Here is a 19550-nt window from a genome sequence, read left to right as displayed (position 1 = left end):
CCCGTGCGGTTCGTTGCGGCGCGACGGGAATCGCCGCGGCGAAAGCCCGATGCGCGGACGGCTTGTCGACCGCGTTCCGATTCTAGAAGTGGTCCGCCGGCATACCTCGGCGCTCCGTGCACACTTTTAGCTTCAGCGTGCAGAACGGCATGGCCACCGTACCGGCTTTTTTCATTTGCATTAATCTTGGTGCGTTCCCGGCACCTCCCCTCTCCCGGCCATGGCACATGAACTCGTCGTCAGCGCCAGCAACGGCAGCGCAAACCTGCGAGAACTCGTCGCAGACAGTTTCCTGCCGCTGGTTTTTCACGACACCGGCCCTCTTTTCCAGATGTCGGTGCGCGTCGCATCGGTGGGCGGGCTGCGCATGGCGGAGGTGGACACCACGGCCGTCCGGGTCGACCGCGATCGCGCACTGGCCGCGCGCACCGAAAGCGACTGCTACAAGATCCTGTTCCAGATCGCCGGGCAAAGCCGCATCACGCAACGCCACACGACGTCGACCGTCAATCCCGGGGAATGGGTGATCTACGACGCGACTCAGCCGTACCGGATCGAATCCGCGCATGCGTCGCGCTTCGTCGCCGCGCTGACGCCGCCGCGCAGCAGCACGATGTGGCGGTGGTTCGTCGAACGCGCGGGCGTCCAGGTACGCCAGACCGTCGGCAATGCGCGGCTGGCACTGCAGTCGATCCACTTCCTGATGGACGGGCAGGTGCCGAACGATCCGGAAAGCCTGTTCGGCTTCGAACAGTCGACGCTGATGCTGCTCGATTCGGTGATCCGCCGCGAGGCCGGCGATTCGCTCACCGGCGCCGACGCGCGCAGCGCGACGCTGCGCATGAATGCGGAAATCCATCTCGCGCATCACTACCACGACCCCGACCTGTCGCCGGACCGGCTGGCCAGCGCGCTGAACGTGTCGAGGCGCACGCTTTACAGCGCACTCGCGGCGACCGACCAGACGCCGCAAAGCCTGATCCAGGAATACCGGCTGCAGGCGAGCCGGCGTGCGCTGGAGGATCCGGCGGATACCAACCGGAATCTGCTGGAGCTGGCGATCGCATGCGGCTTCTCGGACATCACGCACTTCGGCCGCGCGTTCAAGGCGCGGTTCGGATGCAGCCCCGGCGCTTACCGGCTCGCGCACCGCACCGTGCCGGGGGCGTGACGCGCCGCGTCCTGCGGCCTTTCATCCTTCTTTCTGCATGCCGTAACAACCACGCCAGACCGCGATCCTCTCCAGCATCGGGAATAAATCCGGCACCGCGCCGGTACATCGGGTGTCGCCACGCCGTTCGCCGCGCCGGACGTGCGGGCGCGCGACGCCCCACCCGATTCCGCGAGACCGATCATGTCACAGCCCAACCACACCGCCTACGCACGCTTTGCGATCGCCATGCACTGGTCGATCGCGATCCTGATCCTGTTGAACCTGTCGATCGGGCTCTACATGGATACGTTTCCGCACAACTCGTCGCAGTTCAACGGCATCCTGTTCTATCACGCGTCGATCGGCAGCCTGATCTTCATGCTGACCGTGCCGCGCCTCGCGTGGCGCGCGACGCACACGCCGCCGCCGCTGCCGGGCAGCGTTCCGGCGTGGCAGGCACGGATCGCCGGCGCATTGCACGGCGTGCTGTACCTGCTGCTGTTTCTCGTACCGCTTACCGGCTACGTGCACCGCCTTGCGGGTGCGCACGCGGTCAGCTTCTTCGGCATCGCGAACCTGCCGATCCTCGTTGGCCGCGACGAGCCGTTGCGACTCCTGACGGATGCGCTGCATCGCGCGCTCGTACTGACGCTCGGATTGCTGCTGGCCCTGCACATCGGGGCCGCACTGAAACACAAGTTCGTCGATCGCGACGGAGTGGCGGGGCGGATGGGGATCTGACGGGAACGGGAACACGCGCCGGCACGCGCGCTGTAAGCATGTGTAATCGATTTGGGAATCGATCCTTCGTACGCTGTCGTCACTCTTCCGTGCGCCCGGTGTCTCCGCAAGCGACGCTGCGCAGGACGGGAGAGATTCAGACGCCGCAAGCGTCGTCACTCAGCCGAGTGTTCTTCAACGATAAAGCGTGAAAGGAACCGTCATGTCCCAGATCCTGAGTACCTTCAACATCATCGATGTGCTGACCGCGTTCGACGTCGACGAAATCCTGAGAAAGAACAACAACGTGCTCAGCACGAATCCGGACAAGCCCACGTCGCTCGGGAACAACCCCGACACCGTCTACATGATCACCACGCTGGCCAACGCGGCGTATGGCTACGGCCAGGGCCCGCTGCAGGGCGTGAACCAGGGCGAAGCCGGCAGCAATCTGCGGATCAAGGCCGACGTCAACGACGTGATCCGCTGGCGCACCGTGTCGTTGACCGACGTGGCCGACTACAAGTGCTTCATGTATCGCTTCACGGCGGTCAGCGGCAATCTGCTGAGCGAGGTGTCGTACCTCACCGCCAACGTCACCGAGCCTTACCCGGCGGCGGGCTGGCCCGGCAGCAACCGCGTGAACGAAGAGCCGCGCGCGGACTACTACGCGCAGGCCACCGTGATCCGGCCCGGCACCGAAACCTACACGTTCGTCGTCGCCATCTACGACCGCCACGCGCAACTGAAGGGCTATGTCACCTGGGATCCGTACATCACCGCCAACAACCGCTGATCCCGGACGGGCGCCTCGACACGGCCGGTGCAGGCTTCGCACGAGGCGCCCGGCGATACCGGGCGGGCCGAACCGGTCCGCCCCATGCCGCTTTCCGGCCAGGCGGGCCCGCGATCAGGTCACAGAAACAGCAGCGCCGGATTCAACGCCGTTTCGTCGCACGGCTGCCCGCGCCAACCGAGTCTCACCGGCACCGAGTACAACCGTTGCGCACCGAAGCGCGGCCAGAAATGGCACAGCCCCGGCGCGATGACCTGCACCACGCACAAGCCGATGTCGGGCCGCGTCTTGTCGACGACGAGCACGTCCATGCCGGCCGCCGCGATGCGCCCGGTGCAATGCGCAAGCGCCGCCGGCAACGACCCGGCATCGATCGGCTGCCACGTCGAGCGTGTCGTTGCGGGCACGCCCGCCGCCGGATACAGGAATCCGGTTTCCGGCAGCGTGTCGCGATCCCACGGATGCGGTGCATCCGCTGCGATATCGAGCAACTGGTTGACCTCGGTCAGCGCCCGCTGCACCGCGATCCGGCCATCGGGGTGGCAACCGAAGCCGATCGAGAAACGCCCGTCCTGTGGATTCTCCGCGAGCGCGGCCACGGTCGGCACCCCGAGATCGGTGGTGATGTCGAGCGCCCACACACGCCATCCGAACGTCGCGTATTCGTGTACGAGCGCGTCGAAATACGCGTCGCCGAAACTCGCGAGATCGATGCCGGGGCGGGCGACCCGGTTGTACCACCAGATCGCGACCGCATCGCGCTCGATCAACTCGAGCATGCCTTGCAGAATCGCCTCGTCGACGCTCGAACCGGCCGCGCAGCCGTTGGGGTTGTGCACGCAGGCGGCCAGGGCCCGCGCACTGCCGGGCGTTTCCGCATAGCAGTAGCTGAGCGGCACGAGCCGGCGCCTGCCATTCACGAGCGACCACGCAGGCGTCCAGTCGATGACGTCATGCGACGTGAAGCGCGGCGGCACCTGCTTGCGAACATCGCGGGTCAATGCATTGATCGCGTCGCGCGTGTCGAATTGCCGATCGCTGAACTGCTGAAGTTCGTTCACGTGGATGGGTTCGGCGTCACCGGCCGGATCGGCGAGCAGGCTTTCCATGCTGCCGGTCAAGGTCGCCTCGTCGCCCTGATACACGCTGCTGAAGCGTTCGAGCGCTTCGCACAGTGCGCTCACGCGGGCTTGCTCGTCGGTGCTGCCCTTGCCGGAGCAGATCCGGTCGAACCGGTTGCTCTCCGGCACGGCGGCCGGGCACACGAGAAAACCCGACGCATAGACCTTGCGCAGGCCCGCGTGCCGCTTCGGCATCGGATGCAGATACGCAATCGCGCCGCTGACCGGCGAGATCAGGTGCGCGTGGCGCTCGAACACCTGTTGCGGACCGGCGGTCCGGTAACCACCGTCGGCGCGTGCCAACGGCGCATGCCCGGCAAGCCGCGGCGCACGCGCCGCCTGCTCGCGCATCCACGCGGGATTGCCGCAGCACGGGCATTGCGGACGCCGGATCACGCGGTGGCGTTCGACGGCCAGCGTGTCGATGCGTTGCGCGACGATATGCGTGTGCAAACGTTCCACCACCGCGCGGTTGACCGCGATCTGCTCGACCGTCGCCGCGACGAGCGCCGCCGCCGCCGCGGCCCCGGCACGCGACGCGGCCGGCGGCAGACGCGCCGCGCCGCTGCCGTGATGACGCGCCAGCAGCGCCTCGACCGGCCGGTTGATGCGAATCCAGTAGCGCACGCATTCGATGCACGGCGCATCGGCATGCGCGCCGCCGCCGGCCAGCAGCGGCCCGATCAACGTCTGCACACCGCTCGCCGCCACGACCAGCAGCGCGCCGCCGCGCGCCGTCACGCGGGCGGCGCATGCGGCGAGGTCGTCGCGGTCGTGCGTATCGGCGATCGCAACCGTCAGTTCGGCATCCGGCACGACAGCGATGCCGGCCGTATCGAGCGCACGCCGCAGCGCCGCGCCGTCGGCGCCGAAGGTTTCCACCGCGACGCGCAGTTGCGCGACGCGCGCCTGCGCCGCGTCGCCGTCCAGCCCGGCGCGCTCGAAGAAGCCGCGCGCCGCGTCGTCGTCGTGCGGCGGATCGGCACGCACGTACCCGCGGCGCACCAGGTGATCGAGCCGCGCGAGCACGTCCCATTCGCCGAACGTGCCGGCCAGCGCCGTCACGATTTCGGCGATCGTCATGCGCGCCCGCACACAGGCGGCAATCTGTACGTAGATCGCGCCGGACAGCATTGCGCGCCTGAATTCGTCGACGACGAACAGGGTCTCGGGCCCTGCATCGAGCACGAGCAAATGCGGCTTGAAGCGCAACACGCGCGAAGGGTCTTCGAGCATCGTCTGGTTCCGTGCGACGGATCGGAAAAACGTTGCGCGGCCCGGACAACCGCCCCGGGCCGCGCAACGGTGCGCGGCTCAGCCGCGCCGGGTCAGCAACAGGTGAACAGGTAACACGGCCCCGCGTCGCAGTAGGCTGCGAGCGCGACGGCCTCCTCGTCCAGGTGCGTCGGCTGCTCCGGTATGCCGACCGTCATCACGTTGCGCGGCAGGTTCCAGCTCCCGCCGCCTTTCCCGTCGCCCGTCCAGCCATGATCGCCGTCGGTCTTCGCGATCTCGATGTCGATGATCCACGGACACTGGTAACCGAAGTATTTCGCGAGCGTATCCAGCGGCTTGTCCAGCAGTTCGCCCTTGAACGCCGGGTCCCGCCATGAAAGCGCGATCGCGCGCAGATAGACCTTCTGAAACTCCAGCATCGATTCGAGCGTCGGATTGGCGTTGTCCTTTGACATGTCGGTTTCCCCGGAGTCATTCCATGATGGTGATGTGGCTCGCGTTGTACGCGGCCAGGGCTTGCGCGAACTGGGCCTCGTCGGCCGGCGCGGGCGGCAAATACAGCGTGAGCCTGTTTTTCTGGCCGGCCGTCCAGTCACCATTGACGGTCGGCGTCCACGCCGACGACTTGATCTGCACCTTCAGGTCGAGCTTGAACGGAAAGTGATAGTCGAAATGCTCGCGCAACGCGTGGACCGGATCGGTCTCGAGCTCGTGCAGAAACGCCGGGGAATGCCATGCGAGGGCGATCGCCCGGATGACGGTCGCGCGGTATTCGAGAAACTGTTCGTACGTCGGTAATCGAAGATCCTTGCTCATCGGTCTGTTCTCCTGAATGACGAATGGAACTGCTTACGGCAACGACTGCAACGTCGCTTCGGCGAGCCTGGCGATCCGGCCCATGCCCGCCGCCGTTGCAATTTCGACTGCGCGCCGGCACGCGTCCAGCGCGGCCACGCCGCCGCAACGCGGATCGGCCTGGCGCAAGTACTCGCACTGCTTCAGCAACAGCTGGGCTTCGTAATACCGTTCCCCGGTCGACTCGCACCATGCGAGACACTGCCCGACCTGCGCGAGCGCGGCACCGTAGTCGCCGCGTCCGGCATCCAGCTCGGCGAGCAGCGACGCGTAGTAGGTCAGCCCCAGCAGGCCGCCCGATTGCCGCTGCGCGTCGAGATGCGCGACGACGCCCGCGCGATCCCCCTGCGCCCACGCATGAATGATCGCCGCGTAGTGCCCGACCGCACGCAGCCGGTGCGCATCCGACAGGCGGAGAATCGCTTCCGACAGCGAGCGCGCCGCGTCGCGATCGCCTGCGAGCTGGTATGTGCGCGCGAGGTACATCATCGTGACGCCGAGCGTCGGCAGATGGTCGAGGCACGTCGCGCAATACACGGCGTCGCGCGCCATCGCGAGCGCCGGCTGCGGGTCGTCGTCCATGCACCAGCGCACGCTCGCGAGCGATGCCATCGTCCACGCGCGCGTATCGAGCCCGAGGATGCGCCGGTGGCCCGCATCGCGCCGTACGTCGTAGCCGGCCAGCGCCGCATCGAACGCGGTACGGGCGCGCGCGAAGTGGCCGTCGACCCACAGGCTCATGCCGCGCATCGCATCCGCCGCGACCTGGACGCCGGCATCGCCGCGCTCGGTCGCGAGTGCATCGAGCCGCAGGCCGATCGCGCGCACAGTGGGACGATCGCCTGCGACGTGGTAATAGGTCGACAGCGTCCACAACGCGCTGATCTCGAGTTCCGGATCATCGAGCGTCTGCACGTGCCGCAGCAGCAGCTCCGCGTGCTCGCGCACCTGCGGATCGGCCCAGCCGAAGCGCGCCATCGTCGCGTGCGTCAGCGTGGCGCGGACGCGCGCGCTGTCGTGCTCGCGCTGCGCGTAGTCGGCATTGCCGAGCCAGTCGAACACGGCCTGTCCATAGCGGATCGCATCGTCGTACCGGGAACGCTCGAGTGCGCGGCGCGCGGCGTCGATGCCGTGAGCGATCGCATCCGCCCAGGCGCCTGCACGCGCGAAGTGCCCGGCGACGCCGAACGCATGCGCACCGGCGCCGCGATCGGCTTGCTCGACCAGCGCACGGCCGACGCGCGCATGGTTGCCGCGCCGCACGGCAGGCGGCATCGATTCGTACGCCGCATCGCGAATCAGCGCATGGCGGAACGAATAGAACACGCGATCGCGTCGATGTTGCGCATACACGATCCGCTCTTCGAGCAGCAGCCGCAGATGCGCGTCCAGCGTGGCCCGATCGTGCGGCGATGCCTCGGCGAGCAGTTGCGCCTCCACCTCGAGCCCGATGGTCGCGGCGAGCTGCACGGTGTCGCGCGCGTCGTCGATCCGGTCGAATGCAAGGCCGAGCATGCCGCCGAGACTGAGCGGAAGCGGATCGGGATCCGTTGCCCACGGTCCGGCGAGCGAGCCGTCCGCGCCGCTCATCGCCAACTCGCGCGCGACGGCCTCGATGAACAGCGGAATGCCCGCCGTGCGATCGGCGAGACGGTCGAGCCACGCCGGATCGAATGCGCCCGTGCCCAGATGCGCCGACATCAGGCGCTGCGCATCGTCGCGCGGCAGGCGGCGCAGCACCAGGCGGTCGGTCGCGCCGCGCCAGCGGGCGAGCTTGTCGGGGCGTGACGTGAGCACGATGCAAAGTGCCGCCGCGCGCGGCGAGCGCTGCAGATACGCGAGAAACGCCTCGGTCGAGCGATCGATCCATTGAACGTCCTCGACCACGAGCAGAACCGGTGCGCCGTTGCCGAGCGACATGATCAGTTGTTCCAGGACGTCGAACAGCGCATGTTGCTCGCGTACGCTCGACCACAGGAACCCGTTCGCATCGCAAGGCAGCCCGAGCCAGGTCGCGAGCGCGACCCGGGCTGCCGCATGATCGCAATCGAGTGGCGCGATCATCGCGTCGATCGCCGCGAGCGCCGCCCCAGGCTCGCGATCGGCTTCGATATGCCAATGCGCGCCGATGAACCGCAGGACCGGGAACAGCGCATGGTTTTCCCGCTCGGGCAGGCACCCGCAATGCGCGAACGCGTGGCCGCGGGTCCGGACGGCCTCGCACAGCTCGTGCGCGAGCCGCGACTTGCCGAAGCCCGCATCGCCGACAATGAGCCGCGGCACGCCGAGCGGCGCAGGCTCGCCGCGCATCGCACGACGATGGCGCCCTTGCGTCTCCTGCCATGCGCGCAGCAGCGCGTCGAGCTCGCGCGCGCGGCCGACCATCGGTGTCCGCATGCCGGCGTCGAGCGAATCGAACGGCGTATCGGCCTGCCGCTCGCCGAGCAGTTCATGAACCGGCTGCGATACGAGGCCCGCCCGCGCGAGCCGCAATGCGGTCGGCCGGGAATCGGCATGCCGTTCGAGCACGAGCCGCGCGTCGTCGCTGATCAGAACCTGTCCGGGCCCGGCCAGCCGCAACAGCCGCGACACCGCGGCCGACGTCGATGCGCCCGACATGTGCGATGCGTGCGCGAGCACCTGCCCGACATGAATCGCGGCGGCCACTTCGACCCGCCAGCTTTCTCCTGCGCCGGCCACGCCGACGGCGGCCGACGGCACCGGCAGCAGGGCACGCTCGGCGACCCGCACCATGTCGAGCGCCGCCCGCGCCGCGCGGCGTGCGGGCCGGTCGATGTCGCCCTGCAGACCGAAATGGAACAGCAGCGTGTCGCCGAGCCGTCCGCCCGCGTGCGCGCCGTAGCCGACCGCGATATCGGCGCACTTCGTCAGCCACTGCGCCTCGTAGCCGTCGAGCGCATTGCCGTGCTCGGTGCCGGCATGGCGTTGCGGGCCCTCTCCGGCAATCGTCACGCAACAGCACAGCGTGGTGATCTGGCGATATTCGCCGACCGCGGCGATCGTCTCGCCGTGGGGCGCAGGCGGGCGCGAACGCGTCTGCCGGCCGGCACGACCGGCGTCGAACTGGCCGACGAGCGCCGCGAAGTTGAGCGCACGAAACTGCGCCGCGAGCGCGTCGGCCGACGCCGCGCGCTGCTGCGGATTCTTGTTCAGGGCGCGCCGCAGCACCGCGCCGAGCGGATGCGATGCGATCGACGGCGGGAGCGCGACATCCACCGGGCTCAGCTGCTGATAGAGGATGTCGGCCACGCTTGCGCCCTGCATGACGACATCGCCCGTCAGGCATTCGATCACGATCAGGCCCCACGCATACAGGTCGCTCGCCGGCGTCGGCGGCTCGTTGCGCAACTGCTCCGGTGCGCAATAAGGCGGCGAGCCGAGCACCTCGGTCGCGAGCGTGGCGGTCTGGCGCGCGATGTCGTCGGTACCGGGCAGCAACGCACCGATGCCGAAATCGAGGAGCTTCGCGTGCGGCCCGTCATCGGCCATCGCGATCACGATGTTCTGCGGTGTCAGATCCCGATGCACGATGCCGCGCCGATGCGCGGCCGCGAGCGCGTCGAGCACCTCCGTCATCAGCCGCCCGGTGTCGACGGCCGACAGCGGCCCCTCCGTGGCGAGCCGGTCGCGCACGGTCCGGCCCTCCACCAGTTCAAATACGGCGAACAGCCGCCCGTCGAGCGCCTCCCCCTGATCCAGCAGCGCAACGATGTTCGGATGCCGCAGCGCCTCGCACAGGCTCGTTTCGCGCCGGAAGCGCGCACGCCGGCGCGCGCGCTCCGCTGCGGTCAGCGCGGCATCGTCTCGCATCAGCTTGATCGCGACGTCTTGCCCGGTCTCGTCGCAGGTCGCACGAAACACCACGCCGTTGCCGCCTTCGCCGAGCAGCGGGCCGAGCCGGTAATGCCGCTTGCCGGCAAGCGCCGCGAGCGGCACGGCATGCTGACCCGGTTCAGGGGCGTCCGGCCCGGCGGGCGGGCGGGATAGGGTCGTCGACACGGCCGGCTCCCCCGCGTTCACGAGCAATGGACAACCGGGCCCGGCGCCGCACGCGGCACGCCGATACGCGGCCCGGCGACCGGCACCGACTGGCATTCGAGGTGCTCGCCGCGCATGATCCGGAACGGAAAATCGCCGAAGCGGACGCTGCCGCGCCGGCGCTCGACGAGCTGGCTCGCGCCCAGCCCCGGCAGGGCCGCGAACTGGCTTCGCGCACGATGAATCTGCACGTTGACATGGGACGTGTCGATGCCGAGCATGCGCGCGAGGCGATCGAGTTCGATCCATCCTTGCGTGGCGGCGTCGTAGCCGGCCTGCATGTCGGCCGAACGTGCGCGAGCGAGCGTGACGAGGCTGTAGTGATGGGCGCGCTCGCCGAGGTCGACCACGCCGCCGCGGACATGCAGCAGCATGCGCACGTGCTCCTCGTTCCGGCTGACGAAGAATTCGAGCAACTGCGCGGGCGCGGCCGGAACGGTGGAGGCGGCGAGCATCACCGTCGAGGCGTTGCGCACGAGGTCGAGGCGCCACGCGAGGTCGCCGGTCGACACTTCGTCGCCGTCATGGAGCGCGCGCGGCGGCAACGTGTCGTCGCACAGCCATTCGCCGGCCGGCGAACGGACGATCGTGACCGGTTGCGCGGCAGGAGCAGGCAGACTCTGGCGCGGCGCGAGCACGATCGGGGCCGCGGCGCCGCGGATCGGCCACAGCGTATCGGCCGGATCGTCGAGCGTCTCCACGCGCCAGGGCGCCACACCGGCCCTGCCGAAGCGGATCACGTCGCCTTGCCGCAGCACCGCGTGCTCGCCGTCGCGCAACGACACGCCCGATACCGACGTGCCGTTGCTGCTGTGATCGTGCAGTTCCCACAGCCCGCCGACCCAGCGGATATGGGCATGCACACGGGACACCGACCCGTCCCGGATGACCGTGTCGCAGCGTGCATCGTCGCGGCCGAATACGTGATACGCGCGGAGCAGGCATGCTTCCCCGGATGAATCGTTCTTGAGTATCGCCATGGCCGCCCCGTGTCGGATTCGCCCGGTTCGCTCGAGTGACGCATCGACGCTGCCGGGCAAGCGATTGATTCAATGATCGCGAACCGTGCCGAATGTCCGCGCCTCGTTACCTGTTTTCTGGTCAGCTTCCTTTCAAATCGTTGTCCAGGCGCCGCGCGTTATTTTCATCAAATTAAATTGTCGAGCGCGTTGTTGTTGTAAAACCATCCAGCCCGATGAAAATCCTGCCAAATAAAATCACGCACCGCAACCGGAATACCCAGCCGGCGATCTTATATTGCAATGCTTTACATTTTCGAAGAAATTCCAGCTCGAAAATAAAAGGGTCGAAATTCTTAATATCCGCGCAAACCTCCGCCAGACATACGCCAAACCAACAAGACGATATTGAATGACGGTGCAAATTTAATGACCTTTGCCACCGCGGAAATTTTGTTTGATCGGCCGAAAATAAAATCTGACAGTTTCAATAAATTAAACAATGTTAATTGATGTTTTTATAATCGCCATTGCTTAACTTATTCGATAAATCGTGCTGCACCACGGCGAATGTTTCGTGGAATGACCGGTAGTCGTCGGTAAACGGGCCTGGGCACCCGTCCCACCGAAGTCGGTGGCGTGCTGCCGTGGGCTTGTGAGCCCACGGCGGTGACAAGCTATTCGCGCAACGCGGTACTTTTTCTCCAGCGGATGCCGCTCAGTGGAGGGGCTTCATACGGGACACGCGCATCTCGTCGGCCAGCTTTTCGGCCATCATGATGACGGTCGGATTCAGGTTGATCTGCGGAATATCGGGCATGATCGACGCGTCGACAACACGCAGCGCCGCGATGCCATGCACGCGGCCGCTCGCGTCGACCACCGCGAGCGGATCCTCGGGTTGACCCATGCGACAGGTGCAGCACGGGTGCTGCAAGGTCATCGCGCCACTCTCGAGTGCCTCGACAATGTCAACCTCGCTGTCGCCAACCAGCGGCCCCGGATAGAGTTCCTCGACGATCAGACTCTTGAGCGGCTCCGTCTGGGCCAACTGGCGAGCGAGCCGGAAGGCCGCCACCATGCGCTGCATATCGCCGTCATTGGTCAGGTGGTTGAAGCGGATATGCGGCTTCGCTGTCGGGTCCGTGCTGCGCAGTTTCACGAAGCCGGTGGAGCGCGCAAACATCAGCTCCAGGCCCAACGAGAAAATCACCCCCGTGGGGCTGCTGCCGGCGTCAAGCAGATGCGAGGGCGAGATACCGATGTCCAGGTCCTCGGGCCGCTCGGCATGCGCGGAGCGGGTCCACAGTTGGGCCGCCACGACGGGGTGCTGCCGTCCCTTCAGCTCGGGCTTGCCCGCGTAGTTGATCCAGAAAAAAACATGGTCGAGCAAGGCGGTGCCTACGGGCGCGTCTTTCAGCACCGGGATCCCCAGAGCCTCGAGATCGCTCTTCGGTCCGATGCCAGAGCGTTGCAGGATGTTCGCCGAACCGAAGGCACCGGCACTCAGGACGATCTCGGCACCAGCGAGCTCCCGGCCGTCGGCCAGCTTGACCGCCCGCGCGCGCAGCCCGTCGAACAACAGCTTGTCCACCACGACGTCGTCAAGGATGCGGAGGTTCGGCCGTCGGCGTACCGCATGCGGCAAGTAAGCCATGCCGGTGTTGACGCGCGTACCGTTGACGATGTTCATCGGATTCGGGCCTGCGCCGTTGTTGGCGCACGGATCGTTGAAATCGTCGACCTTGTCATAGCCCAGCGCCCAGCAGGCCTCGACCATCGCACGTTGCACATCGGTGATGTAGTCCATCGACATCTGATGGATAGGCAGCGGCCCGTCGCGCCCATGCAGAGCGTCGTCGCCGTGCGGAGCGCTCTCCATCTTCTTGTAGTAGGGCAGCACCTCGTTCCAGGACCAGCCCGGCACGCCCTTTGCGCGCCAGCGATCGAAGTCGACCGGTAACGCGCGCACGGCTACCGCGGCGTTGATCGCCGAGCCGCCCCCCAGCACTTTGCCGCGGGGCGCATACACGGGATCGGCCTGCTTGACCGGTTCGGCCGCATAGCCCCATTCGTAGCGCGCATCGCCGTTGGCGGCCACGATGTTGCTGCTGTAGACCAGTTCCGGATTGGCATGCGGATCGAAGGCATGGCCGGCCTCGATCAGCAGGACGCGGATGTCGGCATCCTCGCTCAGGCGGGCCGCCAGCACACAGCCGGCGGAGCCGCCTCCCACGATCACGTAGTCGTAGTTGTCTTGCTCGATGTTCATGGTCTTGCGTGTTCTCACATGGAAGATTCGATATCGCGGTGATTCGAATTGCATTGCTAAACTAATGAAACAACCAGCCTGCCACGGCACGGACGTAGCGCGGCATGATCCAATAGACCATCAGCCAAACCATGACGCCGGTCGTGATCAGATGAGCCAGGAAATCGGGCAACGCCAGGCTCGTGGTTACGCTTCCGAGCGCGGCAGGTACCACCTGACTGAGCGGATAGATTGCCGAGTACGTCAAAAGGAATTGCTTGTAGGGCTTCGCCTGCGGTGCGCCCGTCAGAGCCGGCGCGCACCACAGTCCCATCCCTGCCCGGATACGCTCGGCATGCCGCAGCAGTGGATGCAGCGCCTCCACCAGACGAAGCCTCTGTGCCGACCCGACCCATTCCATCAACTGCGCATGCGTCGCGAAATTCACCATCACCGTGTAGGTATCCTCACCCTTTTCGGGACGAATGACCGCCGCGCCCTGAAAGCCGGGGAATTGCCGGCATGCTTGCGTGACCTCCGCAAGCCATGCCTCGTAACGCTCTCGTGCTTCCGGAGCAATCTCGTGCCGCACCAGCAACGCCGCGTTGTCCGATGCAGCGCCGCTCACAGATCGGTGAAGGTGACGTGCTTGAACTCCAGAAAGTCATCGATCGACGACAGTCCGTTCAAGCGTCCCTGACCAGACTGTTTGAATCCGCCCTCTTCGAACGCATCGAAGATCTGCGCCCAGTCGTTGATCCATACCGTGCCGGCCTTGATTTTTCTGGCCGCGCGCAGCGCGCGTTTCGTATCGCGGGTCCAGATGGCTGCCGCCAGACCAAATTCGCTGTCGTTGGCCAGCGAAATGGCTTGGGCTTCGCTGTCGAAGGTCTGCAGCGTCATCACCGGGCCAAAAGTCTCATTCCGTACGATCGGCAATAACGGGTCGCTGACTTCCAGCAGCGTCGGACGATAGAAAGCGCCTGAGGCAAGCGGGCCATCGCAGATCGGACCGCCGCGAACCAGGACCTTGGCGCCGGACGCAATGGCCTGCTTCACGAGCGCATCCACACGTGCCACATTCGCCTTGTCGATCAACGGCCCCATGTCGCTGCCGGCGTCGGCGGCCGGACCCACGCGTACGGCCGCCAACCTGGCGGCCAGACGCTCACGGACCTGCCCGGCGATGTCTCGATGGACCAGCAAGCGCGAGCCGGTCATACAGAATTGACCTGCAAACACGGTCAGGGATTTTTCGATGACAGGGAGTGCCGTATCCAGGTCGGCGTCATCGAACACCAGATGTGGCGTCTTTCCCCCGAGCTCCAGGCCGAAGCGTTTCAGATTCTCCGCGCCCACGGCAGAGATCGCCTGGCCCGTACGAGTCGAACCGGTGAAGCTGATCACCGGGACGTCGGGCGACGCAACCATCGACTTGGCCCCGTCGGCTCCCCACTCGGTGAAGAGATTGATCACCCCGCGAGGCAAGGATGGGGCTTCCGACATCACACGTGCCACGTGTTCGTTGATTTGAGCGGTCTGGCCTGGCATCTTGATGACGGTCGTGGTGCCTGCAGCAAGCGCCGGCGCCAACGAGCGAATCATCAGGATGACGGGAGAGTTCCAGGGGGCAATGATGCCGGCCACCCCGACCGGCTCGCGCAGGAGAAGCGATACCGCGTTCGGGCGTGGCGTACCGCTGCGCCCCATTTCCGTTCGCGCCATGGCTGCCGCAAATCGCAGCTTGGACGGCACCATATCCACTTCGAATGCGGCCTCTTGCTTGATCTTGCCGTTTTCCAGCGCCAGCAGATCGATCAGGTCGGTGCGATGACGCTCGAAGGACGTGGCCAGTTCCTCCAGCACACGGGCGCGGAGTATCGCATTCTCCGCCCACTCGCCGTGCTCGAATGCATGCTTGGCCGCCGCGATGGCCAGCGCGGCCTCACGGGCGCCCCCGTTTGCATAACGGCCAATCACGTTGCCGGTGGCCGGGTCGATCGAATCGCGACAGTCGTCCGACGTCAACCATTCGCCGTTGATCCAGTGTTGGGCAACGTTGGCGTTGCTGATGGGATGGCTCATTTGATGTTGTTTCCGGTTGAGTAGAAGCGATCGGCGACATGCTCTGCCACGGCAATCGTGGTGACGTTGGTTGCGACCGACACCGTGTCGGGAAAAATCGATGCATCGACCACGCGCAGGCCTTTCAGGCCGCGTACGCGACATTGGAGGTCGAGCACGGCGTACGGGTCGTCGTCGCCGCCCATCGGGACAGTCGAGGTCGGATGATGATAGGTATCGAGCGATTCGAGCATCGAACGCTCGATTGCGTGGTCGTCCCGGGCCGCCGGGCCGGGGGCCAGCTCGGCATGCACCAGGGCATCGAGAGGGGTGGTTTGCCCCAGCTTGCGCGCGAGCTTCACGCCCTCCATCAACCGGGCACGATCGCCTGCGTCGGCCAGGAAGTTCAGGTCGATGCGTGGTGCCGACGCTGGGTCACGCGACGTCAAGCTCAGCTTGCCGGTGGAGCGGGGTAGCGTGAGGGCAACGGCCAGCACGAAGCCGACCTTCGTCGGGCTGAGCTCATGCGGGAACAGATGCGTCGCCGTGATGTGAAGATCCAGCTCGTCTGCTCCGGCCATGCTGCTGCGCGTCCAGAGCTTTGCGCCGATAACCGGCGATTGCGCACCGATCGCCTCCGGATTGGCTGCATAGGCGTTGTAATAGAACGGGTGGTCTTTCAGCCGCACCCCCACCGGCAGATCCGCCAGCACCGGGATCTCCAGTGCGTCGAGGTCGCGACGCGGCCCGACCCCCGAGCGCAACAGGATGGCGGCACTGCCATAAGTGCCGGCACACAGGATCACCTCGTTGGCGTGGACCGTTTGGCCATCGGCGAGCCGCACACCGACGGCCTTGCCCGCCGAAAACAGCACATGATCGACCAGCGACTGCCCCTGGACGCGCAGATTGGCGCGAGCCCGCACGCGGTGCCCCAGATAGGCCATGCCGGTATTGACCCGCACGCCGTTCACGACGTTCATGCGATACGGACCGACACCATGAGGATCAGGGCCGTCGAAGTCGTGCACGGCCGCGTAGCCGAGCTTCCGCGCGGCGTCGACGAATGCGCGCTGCATCGGCGTGATGTCTTCCGCCGTGAGTTGGCGCACCGGCAGCGGGCCACCCTCGCCATGCAGGTCGGTCTTGCCGGCCTCGTTGTCTTCAAGTCGCTTGAAGGCCGGCAACAGGTCCGCATAGGACCATCCGGGCAGGCCCCAGTTTGCGAAGTCGCTCTCACGGGCGCGGATCGCAACAGCACCATTGATTGCCGAACTGCCGCCGAGTCCTTTGCCGCGCAATGCGCCGACCGCGTGACCGATGACACCGGGTTCGGCCTTGTAGCCCCACTCGTGCGTCTCGTCTCCACCGAGGCGATCGCTGCTGCTGACGTGCGCAGGATAGTTCCAGGCCGCATGCGCTGTGCCGGCTTCCAGCAGCAATACGCTGCGATCCGGACGCTCGCTCAGGCGGGCAGCCAGCACCGCGCCGGCTGATCCGCCACCCACAACCAGCACGTCGACTGCTTGCGCATGCTGCGCCGGGCCACGCGGCGATCCGGCATTGGTTTTTCCGTCGATATTGTCCATAAATTCAGGAGTCCATTGTTTACAGAATGCAGGATGAAAGCTTTTTCGGCTAACTGCACGGTCGATTGCTACCGGTCAGCCGAGAGATCGGGCAGCGGGAAATTCGCGTGATTGCCGCAGTACGATCAGCTTTGCTTGTCCGGCGAAAGCTGGCGATATGTCGTCAACATCCGCACTCATTCGGCACAGCAAGCCACGCAGTACGGACGTTCCGAAGGCGATTCGCACCGGATCAGCGTACGACCTCGCGCTTTCCGATACCGGCTGCCTCCAGAATGACTTGAGCCACTTCAGTCGGGTGCGAACGATGCGGTACGTGACTGGACGGCAGGGAGGTCACCTTGGCGTGGATCCTCTCTGCGAGCGCACGCTGGAGCGCCGGCGGAATCATCCGGTCTTCTTCGCTGACCACATACCACGATGGCTTGCTCGCCCACGCGGCTTCGCTGATGCGCTCGCTGAAAGCCCTGGCCTGAATCGGTCCCTGGGTGGCTGCCATCACCCGTGTGACCGAGGCAGGCAAATCCTGTGCAAAGTCCTGGCTGATACCTTGGGGGGTGAGCGTCAGGTAACCGTCCGCCCCTTCGACGAACTGACGTTGGCCTGGCGACGGCGCATCGTCCTTGCCGAGTTCAGCCGTGCTCTGTCCTGCCGCGGGAGCGAAGGCTGCGACATAGACAAGTGCGCTCACTTTCCGATGCGTACCGGCTTCCGTGATCACGCTGCCGCCCCACGAGTGACCGACCAGCACGACTTTTCCAGGCGCACCATCGATGGCGCGACGTACTGCGGCTGCGTCGTCCGACAGAGAGTTCAATCCATTCTGAACCGCCTGTACGTGCAGCCCCCTCGCCTGCAGAAGCGGAATGACCTGGGCCCAATCGGAGCCATCGACGAAGGCACCATGCACGAGCACCACCGACGTCGAAGCCGTGACAGAACCGTCAGCTTGAGCGCCAAGCGGAGCAATCGAGCACAGGGTCAATAATGCCGTGGCGAGCATCTTCATTGGTGTCATATTTAGTCATCCTAGTTAATTGTCGTTTTCCTGTTACCGTTAGCGCCTGCTCGCGCCAAGGCGGTAAACCCTGCTGCGGACTGGCACCATGGGATCATCCGACAACATCAGCCCGTCGATCAGCCGCCCGGGATCGAGATCGAGTGCGCGGGCGGCAACGGCGGCTTCATGAACGACGCGCTCGATGCGCAGTTCCCCTAGCACCACTTCCTCCCGTGCATCCGGGCCCGCGTGAGGCCAGGCGATTGACCCGTCCGCCGTGTTGTCGCCAGCACGAGCGATCTGGAAAACCAGTTGCATGGAAAGCGGCGCACGCCGAAGTCGTTCGGTGAGTTCGTTCGTCAGGTAATCCGCAGGCAGCAGCGGGCGTTCCGCGTCGGAAACGTAGTCCGGCGGCGTAAGTGAATCGATTCGATAGCGTCCGGTCGTCACAGTACCGTCCGCGGCTACAAGACGGAACGCATTGACCCCGAAGTAACGCGTCGAGCCGAAGCTTCTGGGCAACGGCTTGTCGGCTTCCAGGTATCGGCGTGCGCTCACGTTCGATTCGAGGAAAGCTTCCAGCGGCGCCGGATTCGGCCGACTCTCGTTCACGGAAGCTGCGACGGCCTCCAGAAAGCGCAGGAAGTCGCGCGGCGCCCCGACTGGAAATCCGTCGAACGTATGCGCAACGAGATCGGTTGTCTGGTCGGGTGCCGCACGAAACCGGACTCCCAGCCCCAACGGCGTGGAGGTTGCCTCCGCATCGGTGACGGTGGGTACGCCGCTGAATGTGCTGAATCGCATCGTGACGGGGATGGCCGAGCCACGGAAGTGTGCTGCGCGGGACAGCCTCCGCGCGCCGGACGACGCGGTAAAGGTGCCTGCCACGACCAATCCCTTTGCGTGCGTCGCGCGGCATCCGGCATGCTCGCCAAAGGTTGAGTGCAAGGCGGCCAGCAGATCGGCCGGCAGCGTGTCGTTATCGTCGGCACCGCGGTTGGAGGGGCAAGTCATCTGCGGCCCTCAGGATGCCTTGAACGTCTGGTCCTGACGATCGACCCACGGCTGGAACGTCTCTGCGGGCCAGTTGGCGTCCACGTGAGAAATGCGCTCGAGGCACTTCCAGATGCCGTCGCGCTTCTCGAACTTGTCGAAATACGTGCCCGTCGACAGGAACCCTTCGGCTCCGGCGCGCCACGTGACGATCCAGTTCCACTCGACGCGGGCATGACGCCCGTCGCCTTCGATCACGAAAGTGCCGAGCGAATGCCGCATGCGGTCCATCGGAAAGACACTGTGCGCATAGTCGTAGAGCAGCTTGAGGCCATCCGCACCGGTGAAGGTATTCTCGCGAATGTCGTTGACCGTGAAAGTGGCTTCCGGCCAGTAAAGCGACACGTACAACTCGGCCGATGCGCGGCTGGCGTCGTTGTCGATATAGCGTTGGTGACGATGCAGCTGCTCGAAAATTTCGAATCGGTCGATGCTGGAAAGCGGGGGCGAATCAATCATTTGAATCTCGTTGTCGAGGAATTTTCTGGGCAGAACTACGGGATAGCCGACTCCGGCCTGAACGGGCGCGACGCGTCGAACCCGCGACACGGCAGGTCTCGCGACGCCGGTCCGCGGCTCAAGAAAGTGAAGTGTAAGTTTGTCCGAAACGTCAAACTAGCCTGTCGCAGCGGACTGCATCGTGCCGCTGATGGCACACTGAAAGCTCACGTGGCCTCGATACACTGGCAGTTTG

At 65.6% G+C, this 19550-nt stretch carries 15 protein-coding genes; 3 read left to right on the top strand and 12 right to left on the bottom strand.

Annotated elements, in window-relative coordinates; translation table 11 throughout:
• The first annotated feature begins 220 nt into the window (after positions 1-220).
• The 3 genes from OHZ10_RS18865 to OHZ10_RS18855 all read left to right on the top strand — a co-directional run bounded on the left by OHZ10_RS18865 (position 221) and on the right by OHZ10_RS18855 (position 2669).
• Complete coding sequence (locus tag OHZ10_RS18865; protein WP_174991738.1) at positions 221-1171, top strand: helix-turn-helix domain-containing protein; 951 nt, start codon at positions 221-223, stop codon at positions 1169-1171.
• A 183-nt stretch (positions 1172-1354) separates the two neighbouring features.
• The gene (locus OHZ10_RS18860; protein ID WP_059238236.1) at positions 1355-1894 is read left to right on the top strand and encodes a cytochrome b; all 540 of its coding nucleotides are present in this window, start codon (positions 1355-1357) and stop codon (positions 1892-1894) included.
• A 202-nt stretch (positions 1895-2096) separates the two neighbouring features.
• Positions 2097-2669, top strand: a complete 573-nt coding sequence (locus OHZ10_RS18855) for an AidA/PixA family protein (RefSeq protein WP_059238238.1) — start codon at positions 2097-2099, stop codon at positions 2667-2669.
• A gap of 119 nt (positions 2670-2788) precedes the next feature.
• Here OHZ10_RS18855 and OHZ10_RS18850 read toward each other — a convergent pair whose 3' ends face one another.
• The 12 genes from OHZ10_RS18850 to OHZ10_RS18795 all read right to left on the bottom strand — a co-directional run bounded on the left by OHZ10_RS18850 (position 2789) and on the right by OHZ10_RS18795 (position 19405).
• Positions 2789-5026: a TOMM precursor leader peptide-binding protein gene (locus OHZ10_RS18850; RefSeq protein WP_342705538.1), complete on the bottom strand. Its 2238-nt coding sequence runs from the start codon at positions 5024-5026 to the stop codon at positions 2789-2791.
• 92 nt (positions 5027-5118) lie between these two features.
• Positions 5119-5481 (bottom strand): BMA_0021/BMA_0022 family TOMM bacteriocin, encoded by a 363-nt coding sequence (locus tag OHZ10_RS18845; RefSeq protein ID WP_059238242.1) that lies wholly within the window; start codon positions 5479-5481, stop codon positions 5119-5121.
• 16 nt (positions 5482-5497) lie between these two features.
• Positions 5498-5842, bottom strand: coding sequence for a BMA_0021/BMA_0022 family TOMM bacteriocin (locus tag OHZ10_RS18840; protein WP_256087008.1), 345 nt, complete (start codon positions 5840-5842; stop codon positions 5498-5500).
• A gap of 33 nt (positions 5843-5875) precedes the next feature.
• A complete protein-coding gene (locus OHZ10_RS18835) occupies positions 5876-9922 on the bottom strand; it encodes a TOMM system kinase/cyclase fusion protein (RefSeq protein ID WP_342705537.1) in 4047 nt (1348 codons plus the stop codon).
• On the bottom strand, positions 9919-10920 hold the full coding sequence (locus OHZ10_RS18830; protein ID WP_174991734.1) for an FHA domain-containing protein: 1002 nt from the start codon (positions 10918-10920) through the stop codon (positions 9919-9921). Before OHZ10_RS18830 ends, OHZ10_RS18835 begins: the two co-directional genes overlap by 4 nt.
• A 697-nt stretch (positions 10921-11617) precedes the next feature.
• Complete coding sequence (locus OHZ10_RS18825; protein ID WP_342705536.1) at positions 11618-13171, bottom strand: GMC family oxidoreductase; 1554 nt, start codon at positions 13169-13171, stop codon at positions 11618-11620.
• Positions 13172-13232: 61 nt separating this feature from the next.
• Positions 13233-13778: an antibiotic biosynthesis monooxygenase gene (locus tag OHZ10_RS18820; protein WP_342705535.1), complete on the bottom strand. Its 546-nt coding sequence runs from the start codon at positions 13776-13778 to the stop codon at positions 13233-13235.
• A complete protein-coding gene (locus OHZ10_RS18815) occupies positions 13775-15235 on the bottom strand; it encodes an aldehyde dehydrogenase family protein (protein ID WP_342705534.1) in 1461 nt (486 codons plus the stop codon). The genes OHZ10_RS18820 and OHZ10_RS18815 overlap by 4 nt, the downstream gene beginning before the upstream one ends.
• Positions 15232-16803, bottom strand: a complete 1572-nt coding sequence (locus OHZ10_RS18810; protein ID WP_342705533.1) for a GMC family oxidoreductase — start codon at positions 16801-16803, stop codon at positions 15232-15234. The genes OHZ10_RS18815 and OHZ10_RS18810 overlap by 4 nt, the downstream gene beginning before the upstream one ends.
• Before the next feature lie 232 nt (positions 16804-17035).
• On the bottom strand, positions 17036-17812 hold the full coding sequence (locus OHZ10_RS18805) for an alpha/beta hydrolase (RefSeq protein ID WP_342706015.1): 777 nt from the start codon (positions 17810-17812) through the stop codon (positions 17036-17038).
• Positions 17813-17860: 48 nt separating this feature from the next.
• Positions 17861-18817, bottom strand: coding sequence for a catalase (locus tag OHZ10_RS18800; protein WP_342705532.1), 957 nt, complete (start codon positions 18815-18817; stop codon positions 17861-17863).
• 9 nt (positions 18818-18826) lie between these two features.
• A complete protein-coding gene (locus OHZ10_RS18795) occupies positions 18827-19405 on the bottom strand; it encodes a nuclear transport factor 2 family protein (RefSeq protein ID WP_342705531.1) in 579 nt (192 codons plus the stop codon).
• Between the last annotated feature and the right edge of the window lie 145 nt (positions 19406-19550).

Source organism: Burkholderia arboris, from assembly GCF_038723655.1.
GTDB classification, from domain to species: Bacteria; Pseudomonadota; Gammaproteobacteria; order Burkholderiales; family Burkholderiaceae; genus Burkholderia; species Burkholderia arboris.
Note: the sequence above shows the minus strand (reverse complement) of the source record. Positions and strands in the feature narration are given on the sequence as shown.

Excerpts from the sequence above, each read along its gene's own strand:
- OHZ10_RS18865 (WP_174991738.1), top strand. The coding sequence starts at position 221 with ATGGCACATGAACTCGTCGTCAGCGCCAGCAACGGCAGCGCAAACCTG.
- OHZ10_RS18860 (WP_059238236.1), top strand. The coding sequence starts at position 1,355 with ATGTCACAGCCCAACCACACCGCCTACGCACGCTTTGCGATCGCCATG.
- OHZ10_RS18855 (WP_059238238.1), top strand. The coding sequence starts at position 2,097 with ATGTCCCAGATCCTGAGTACCTTCAACATCATCGATGTGCTGACCGCG.
- OHZ10_RS18850 (WP_342705538.1), bottom strand. The coding sequence starts at position 5,026 with ATGCTCGAAGACCCTTCGCGCGTGTTGCGCTTCAAGCCGCATTTGCTC.
- OHZ10_RS18845 (WP_059238242.1), bottom strand. The coding sequence starts at position 5,481 with ATGTCAAAGGACAACGCCAATCCGACGCTCGAATCGATGCTGGAGTTT.
- OHZ10_RS18840 (WP_256087008.1), bottom strand. The coding sequence starts at position 5,842 with ATGAGCAAGGATCTTCGATTACCGACGTACGAACAGTTTCTCGAATAC.
- OHZ10_RS18830 (WP_174991734.1), bottom strand. The coding sequence starts at position 10,920 with ATGGCGATACTCAAGAACGATTCATCCGGGGAAGCATGCCTGCTCCGC.
- OHZ10_RS18825 (WP_342705536.1), bottom strand. The coding sequence starts at position 13,171 with ATGAACATCGAGCAAGACAACTACGACTACGTGATCGTGGGAGGCGGC.
- OHZ10_RS18815 (WP_342705534.1), bottom strand. The coding sequence starts at position 15,235 with ATGAGCCATCCCATCAGCAACGCCAACGTTGCCCAACACTGGATCAAC.
- OHZ10_RS18810 (WP_342705533.1), bottom strand. The coding sequence starts at position 16,803 with ATGGACAATATCGACGGAAAAACCAATGCCGGATCGCCGCGTGGCCCG.
- OHZ10_RS18805 (WP_342706015.1), bottom strand. The coding sequence starts at position 17,812 with ATGAAGATGCTCGCCACGGCATTATTGACCCTGTGCTCGATTGCTCCG.
- OHZ10_RS18800 (WP_342705532.1), bottom strand. The coding sequence starts at position 18,817 with ATGACTTGCCCCTCCAACCGCGGTGCCGACGATAACGACACGCTGCCG.